Below are 6786 nucleotides of genomic sequence, written 5' to 3'. Positions count from 1 at the left end.
GGGTGGCACGGGGGTCGCCGGCCGCGGCGGGGGTCGCAGCTCGCGCCAGCGGGCGAGGAGGTCGTCGGCGTCGAGCAGCGCGACGACGAGCGGCGGGCCCTCCGCCGGCCGGCGGTAGGCGGCCCGCAGGCGGGTGTTGAAGTCCTCGACGACCTCGCGGAGCGCCGCCTCGGTCGCGAAGCGGCCGACCTGCTCACGCAGCTGCTCGCGCTCCTTGCGGAACGCCAGGCCGGGCGGGAGGAGGGCGGTCAGGTCGAGGTCCTCGCTGCGGGCCTTCGCGATCGCCCAGTCCTCGGGCGACCACGGCCGGTCCAGCCCGCGCAGCGGCTTGCCCGCGCCCGGCAGGTCGTCGAACTCGCCGCGCTCCTGCGCCTCGCGGACCTGCCGCTCGACCCAGTCCCCGAACGACGACGACGCGGGCTTGCGACCGGACACGCGACCCTCCTGGCTCGACACCTCCCTGGCTGGGCGACCACTGTGCGGCAGGGGGCCGGAGCCCGCCAGCAGGGGCGCGGTCGCTCAGCCCGCGGGCGGCGCGGCGGCGCCGCCCGCGAGGACCATCAGGGCACCCCTCGGCGACGGGCGGTGGGGCGCAGCGGGGCGGCAGCGGCGTCGACCCACCGTAGCCCGGCAGGTGGCGCTCCGTGACCGAAAGGTCGGCGCGGAGGCCCGCAGCCCTCTAGGATCGCGGCCGGGTTGGGCAGCAGCTCCCTCCGGTGCAGGACGTGCCGCTCCCACCCGCCTCGAGGGGCGGGCGTCTGGAGACGATGTGACCACTCCGGCTCACCTCTCCTCGCGCGCCGCGGCGCCGGGGCCCCCGGTGTCCGGCCCCCGACCGGCCGTCGACCGCACGGCGCTCAGCGAGGTGCTCGCGGAGTTCGCGGCCACGCTGCTCGCCGACTACGCCGTGCGCGACATCGTCGCGCACCTGGTGGCCGCGACCACCCGCGTCCTGGCCGTGGACGGAGCGGGCGTGATGGTCACGGGCGATCCGCTGCCGGGCGCGCCGCCCGACGGCGGCCTGCTGCGGATGGCCCTCGCGACGCAGGGCACGGTGGAGGACCTCGAAGCCCGGCAGGACGCGGAGCAGTCGGGGCCCTGCATGGACTGCCACCGCAGCGGCGCCGTCGTCACGAGCCACGACCTCGCCGTCGCCGGGGACTGGCCCGGGTACCAGCGGCAGGCGACCGCGCAGGGACTGCACGCCGTGCTGGCGGTGCCGATGCGCGCCCGGGGCCGGGGCTGGGGCGTCCTGGACGTGTACCGCTGCGCCCCGGGCCCGTTCACCGACGACGAGGTGGCCGTGGCCCGCACGCTCGCCGACGTCGCCACGTCCTACCTCGTGGTGGCCGCCGACCGCGACAGCGCCCGGCGCGCGCAGGAGGAGCTCGCGTGGCGGGCCATGCACGACCCCCTCACCGGCCTCGTGGTGCGCTGGGTGCTCATGGAGCGCCTGGAGCGCGCGCTCGCGGGGCTCGACCGGCGGACGGCGGTCGTCGGGACGCTGTTCCTCGACCTCGACGGCCTGAAGGCGGTCAACGACACGCACGGTCACTCCGCGGGCGACGAGCTGCTGCGCCGCGCCGCGGCGAGCATCGCCGGCGCGCTGCGCCCCACCGACGTCCTGGCGCGGGTCGGGGGCGACGAGTTCGTCGTGCTGCTGGAGAGCATGAGCACCCCGGAGGAGGCCGCGGTCGTCGCCGAGCGCATCCTCAGCCTGCTGCGGAGCACCGGCGACGCGGCGCCGGGGCCCCGGCCCTCGGCGAGCATCGGCATCGCGGTCACGTCCGACCCCTCGACGGCACCGGAGGCCCTGCTGGCCCGCGCGGACGCGGCGATGTACGCCGCCAAGCGGGCGGGACGCGGGCGGATCGCGGTCGCCGGCGACGAGCTGCCCGTGCCCGGCGCCACCACCGCCGCGGATCCGGCACCCGCCAGCCCGACCCGGCGCGTGGAGCTCGCGCTCGAGCTCGAGCGGGCCCTGGACCGCGCCGAGCTCGTGCTGCACTACCAGCCGATCGTCGACCTCACGTCGGGGGACGTCTACGGCGTGGAGGCGCTGGCCCGCTGGGAGCACCCCAGCCGGGGCCTGCTCCCGGCGTCGGCCTTCGTCCACGTCGCCCGGAACAACCACCTGGTCCACCGGCTGGACAGCTGGGCGCTGGGTGCGGCCTGCCGGCAGCTGACCCGCTGGGACGAGGAGCTGGGCGCCGCGGCGCCCCGGCGCGTCTTCGTCAACCTCTGCGTCGCGAGCCTGCGGGACCGCTCGCTGCCGGGTGAGGTCGCCGCGGCGCTGGCCGAGTGCGGCCTGGCGGCGGAGCGCCTGGTGCTCGAGATCACCGAGCTGGGCACCCTCACGGAGCTGGGCACGGGACACGTCGTGCGCGCGCTGGCCGAGCTGGGCTGCGGGCTGGCGATCGACGACTTCGGGTCGGGCAACGCGTCGCTCAACCGCGTGCTCGAGGTCCCCGTGCCGATCCTCAAGGTCGACCAGAGCTTCGCCGCCGCCCTGGGCGCGACGCACGCAGGACGGGCGGCAGCGGCGACCGCCGCGCTGTCGGCCGCGCTGACCCTGGGGCGGCTCGTGGGCCGCCCGGTCATCGTCGAGGGCGTCGAGGACGAGCGGACCGCAGACGCGTTGCGGGAGCTGGGTTTCCGCTACGCCCAGGGGGTGCACTTCGGTGCACCGCTTCCCGCGTAGGAACTCAGAGACATCGGACGAACACGCCCCGTGTACGACGGTGCCTCCGCCGTCCCTGGTCGATCACGGGTCGTCACCGGACGGTTGCCGGAGCCACGTCTCCGACCTATCCTGGGCGCGGGTTGAGAGGCAGCTCGGCCGTCGAGAGCCAGGCGGCCATCCGAGCACCGGGGCGACGACGCCGGGTGCTGTCCCGAGGGGACCAGCCATGACCGCCACGACGCACACGTCCTGCACCTCCGCACCCGACACGCTCAGCCGCACCCGGCCGGCGCGCCCGTCGGCGCCGCCGTCCACCCACCAGCACCGTCCCCCGTCGGCGGAGATCGGCGTCGCCGGGCCGGCGGCCCTCACGGTCACCGTCGCGCGCCGCGCCGGCACCACGGAGCTGAGCCTCGCGGGCGAGCTCGAGGCCTCGACCGCCCCGCTGCTGGACTGCCTCGTCGCCGACGCGCTCGACCGTCGCCGCGACGTCTCCCTGGACCTGTCCCGCACGGAGTTCTGCGACGTCAAGGGCCTGAACTGCCTGCTCGCGACGCGCCGCCGGGTGCACGCGCACGGCCGGCGTCTCACCTTCGTCGGCGCGCAGCCCCTGCTGCGCCACCTCCTCGGCGTCAGCGGCGCCGCGGACGTCCTCGCCGCCGACGGCTGACGTCCGCGGCGGCGTGACGCCGCGCACCGTCACCTCGGTAGAGTTCAGCCACTGCACCGTGACCGGGCCCCAGGACGACGAAGGATGAGCAGGGCACCGGGCACGAGGGTTGGACCCACAGCTCGCAGCGCCCCCGGTGGCACCCGCCACGTCAGGGTTCGACTGCACGCCGCGAGCGGGTCCCGCTGCTCGCGCGCGCCACGGAGCGGATGGACGACGATGCCCGACGAGATCGACGCACCCGGGAACGGGACGCCGATGACCCCCCAGCAGGCCTTCGCGGAACTCAGCCGCATCGTGCTGGGCCAACGCCCTCTGACCCAGGTGCTCCTGCGCGTCGGGGAACTGGCCGTCGCCACGATCCCCGGCGCCGACGAGATCAGCGTGACGCTCGTGGAGAAGGGCGTGCCGCACACGGCCGCCTTCACGGGGTCCCTCGCGGCCGCGCTCGACGAGCGCCAGTACGCGGCCGGGTTCGGGCCCTGCGTCGACGCGGCCCAGTCCGGCCACACGATCCGGATCGACGACGTCGCGGACACCCGGACCTACACCGACTTCGCCGCGATCGCCGCGCGCTCGGGGGTCCGCAGCATCCTGTCGATCGGCCTGCCCATGCCCCAGCAGGTCCTGGCCGCGATGAACATCTACCGGTTCGGCGAGGGACCGCTCGACGCCGAGGCCGAGAGGGTCGCGCAGGAGTTCGGCCGGTACGCGGCCGTCTCGCTCGCGAACGCCTCGCTGTTCGAGCACTCGACGCTCCTGGCGGCGCGCATGCAGCACGCCATGGAGTCGCGGGCGGTGATCGACCAGGCCAAGGGCATGATCATGATCACCGAGGGGGTGACCGCCGACGAGGCCTTCCAGCGGCTCGTGTCGGCGTCGCAGGCCGCCAACCGCAAGCTGCGCGACATCGCGGCGGAGATGGTGCGCGAGGTCGAGACCGGGCGGCGCGCGCGGCGCTAGCCGCGACGGTCCTCGCAGGACGGCCTCGGATCGCCGGTTCGCCTGTTCTACTGGTGCCGTCACCGGGTCGCAGTTCGGCCGGGGGAACGGCCGGGGGTTGAGCAGCCAGCTCCCGGTCCGCCCCCGCGGTTCAGCGGCAGGCGGTGACGTGCACGAGCGCGGGCCCGTCGTGCACGAGCGCCTCGCACACCGCACCCGCGAGCTCACCCCGCCGCGTCACGACGACCGCGTGCCCGTCACGCGCGTCGACCCACGGCCCGAGGCCGCTCCCGGTGTCCGTCGGGCCGGCCGGCACGGACCTCCCGCCGGTCAGGACGCCGTCGTCGCCGGGGACGCCGTCGTCGACCAGGACGAGCCGCAGCCGCGGGTGCCGGGCGGCCGCCGCGAAGACCGCGGGCCTGCCCCGGGCCACGAGCACCACGGGGTCCCCCGGGGCCGCGAGGCCGTCGGCGATCAGCTGCGCGGCGTCCTCCGCCGCCGGGCCGGCGGCCCCGAGCAGCGCGGCCTCCGGGTCGGCGAAGGTCTCCACGCACGACCAGGCGTCCACCAAGAGGTCAGGCGCACCGGTGCCGCCGGGCCCCCCGGGGCGGGGGGACGGCCGGCGCCGCCCCGGGGCCACGCGCACCTGCAGGACGTCGGGGTGCGTGGTCGGCGAGCGCACCGCCCGGGGGCTGTGGTCGGTCATCCGCGGGCTCCTCGCGCCGGCGAGGCGCCGCGACGCACTGCGCCACCTCGGGTTCCGGGTCCCGGCGCCGTTGCTGGACCGTCGCGCGCAGCCTACGGCGCCGGGCGGGGCGGCGCAGGCCGGACGAGCGCCGGCGCCTCAGGCGGCGCGCAGCAGCTCCTCCTCCTGCACCAGCCGCAGCGACAGCGTCCGGTAGCCCATCTCGCCGAACAGCACGGTGACGCGGTCGGGCTCGCAGCGCACCACCTCGCCCTCGCCCCACCGGGCGTGCACGACGGTCGATCCCACCGGGAACTCCCCGCCGTCCTCGGCGACGTGCCGCCGCGCCGTCCCGGCCCGGCACCGGTCGCAGTTCCCGCACTCCCCCGCGAGGTCCTCGCCGAAGTAGCCCAGCAGGAACCGGCGGCGGCAGCCGTCGGTCTCGGCGTACTCGCGCACCACCTCCAGCCGGGTGCGCTCCAGCCGCCGCCACCGGCGCGACAGCTCGACGGCCCGCTCGACGGCCTCCTGCGCCGACCCCGCCGCGGCCGTCGGCCGCAGCCGGCCGTCGGCGTCCTCCTCCACCGCCCCGGCCTGCTGGAGCAGGTTGACCGCCCGCGAACCGGGCGGGCGAGAGGCCGACCGCGCGCCGCACGTCCGCCGCCGAGGCGCCGTCGTCCGCGTGCCGCAGCGCACCGAGGAGGCCGAGCAGCGGAGCGGGCTTCGCCACGGGCGTGGTGAAGAACCTCCGCAGGCCCAGGTCCTGCGGCCGGTACGCCAGCACGGCCGCGGCCGGCGCCCCGTCCCGCGCCGCCCGGCCGATCTCCTGGTAGTAGCTGTCGAGGGAGTCCGGGACGTGCGCGTGCACGACGGCCCGCACCGACCCGGCGTCGATGCCCATGCCGAACGCGGTCGTCGCGACCACGACCTCGAGGTCGCCGGCCAGGAACTCCCGCAGCACGCGGTCGCGGTCGGCCCTGCGTCGGCCCGCGTGGTAGTGCTCGCTCCTGCGGCCTGCCGCGCGGATCGCGGCGGCGAACTCCTCGGCGTCACGGCGCCGCGCCACGTAGACGAGGACGGCACCGCGCGTGGCCGTCGCAGCGCGGACGACCAGGTCGCGCTGGTCGGCGGCGTCGCGGCAGTGCTGCACGCGCAGGTCGATCTCGGGGCGGTCGAAGCCCTCGACCAGGACGGCGGGGTCGTCCAGGCCGAGGTGCTCGACGACCTCGGCGCGCACCTGCGGACCCGCCGTCGCCGTCAGGGCCAGCACGGGCGGGTGACCCAGCCGCGTCCTGGCCCGGCCCAGGCGCAGGTACTGCGGCCGGAAGTCGTGGCCCCACGAGGAGACGCAGTGGGCCTCGTCGACGACCAGCAGCGCCGGCCGCAGGGCGGCGAGCTCGGTGAGCACCTCCTCGCGCGCCAGCTGCTCCGGGGCCAGGAAGACGAACGTGGCGCGACCGTCGCGCAGCTCCGCCAGGGCCGCCGCCGACTCCGCGGCGCTCTGCTGGGAGTTCAGCAGGACGGCCCCGCCACGCCGGTCGTCGGCCCGCACGGTGTCGACCTGGTCGCGCTCCAGGGCGAGCAGCGGCGCGACGACGACGACGGGGCCCCCGAGCTCGGGGCCCGCGACCTGGTAGACCGCGGACTTCCCGGACCCCGTCGGCATGACCGCGAGGACGTCCCGGCGCGCCAGCACCTCGCGGGCCGCGCGCAGCTGGGCCGGCCGGAGCTCGAACCCGAAGGTGTCCCGCGCCCTGCGCTGCAACCGTTCCTCGTCCGCCACCACTGTCCTCCACCGTCCCCGGA

Annotated in this window: 6 protein-coding genes and 1 pseudogene; 3 read left to right on the top strand and 4 right to left on the bottom strand. The window is 76.7% G+C overall.

Features of this window, described 5'->3' with window-relative positions; genetic code table 11:
* A partial coding sequence (locus GTR02_RS18255; RefSeq protein ID WP_166608910.1) for a DnaJ family domain-containing protein occupies positions 1-435 on the bottom strand: 435 nt, incomplete at its 3' end.
* 385 nt (positions 436-820) lie between these two features.
* On the opposite strand from GTR02_RS18255, the gene GTR02_RS18250 reads away from it, so the two are divergent.
* From GTR02_RS18250 to GTR02_RS18240, 3 genes are all read left to right on the top strand, one after another.
* Positions 821-2701, top strand: coding sequence for an EAL domain-containing protein (locus GTR02_RS18250; protein ID WP_166608909.1), 1881 nt, complete (start codon positions 821-823; stop codon positions 2699-2701).
* 208 nt (positions 2702-2909) lie between these two features.
* Positions 2910-3353: an STAS domain-containing protein gene (locus tag GTR02_RS18245; RefSeq protein WP_166608908.1), complete on the top strand. Its 444-nt coding sequence runs from the start codon at positions 2910-2912 to the stop codon at positions 3351-3353.
* 219 nt (positions 3354-3572) lie between these two features.
* Complete coding sequence (locus GTR02_RS18240) at positions 3573-4316, top strand: GAF and ANTAR domain-containing protein (RefSeq protein WP_205709571.1); 744 nt, start codon at positions 3573-3575, stop codon at positions 4314-4316.
* 130 nt (positions 4317-4446) lie between these two features.
* Here GTR02_RS18240 and GTR02_RS18235 read toward each other — a convergent pair whose 3' ends face one another.
* From GTR02_RS18235 to GTR02_RS23400, 3 genes and pseudogenes are all read right to left on the bottom strand, one after another.
* Positions 4447-5001, bottom strand: a complete 555-nt coding sequence (locus GTR02_RS18235) for a thiamine pyrophosphate-dependent enzyme (protein ID WP_166608906.1) — start codon at positions 4999-5001, stop codon at positions 4447-4449.
* Between the two features lie 138 nt (positions 5002-5139).
* Positions 5140-5565, bottom strand: a complete 426-nt coding sequence (locus GTR02_RS23405; protein ID WP_338073908.1) for a RecQ family zinc-binding domain-containing protein — start codon at positions 5563-5565, stop codon at positions 5140-5142.
* A gap of 223 nt (positions 5566-5788) precedes the next feature.
* Positions 5789-6676: pseudogene (locus tag GTR02_RS23400) on the bottom strand (RecQ family ATP-dependent DNA helicase); the annotation flags it as partial.
* Between the last annotated feature and the right edge of the window lie 110 nt (positions 6677-6786).

Source organism: Kineococcus siccus (assembly GCF_009906795.1).
Lineage (GTDB): Bacteria > Actinomycetota > Actinomycetes > Actinomycetales > Kineococcaceae > Kineococcus > Kineococcus siccus.
The sequence above is the reverse complement of the archived record's forward strand: the minus strand, read 5'-3'. Positions and strand labels throughout refer to the sequence as shown.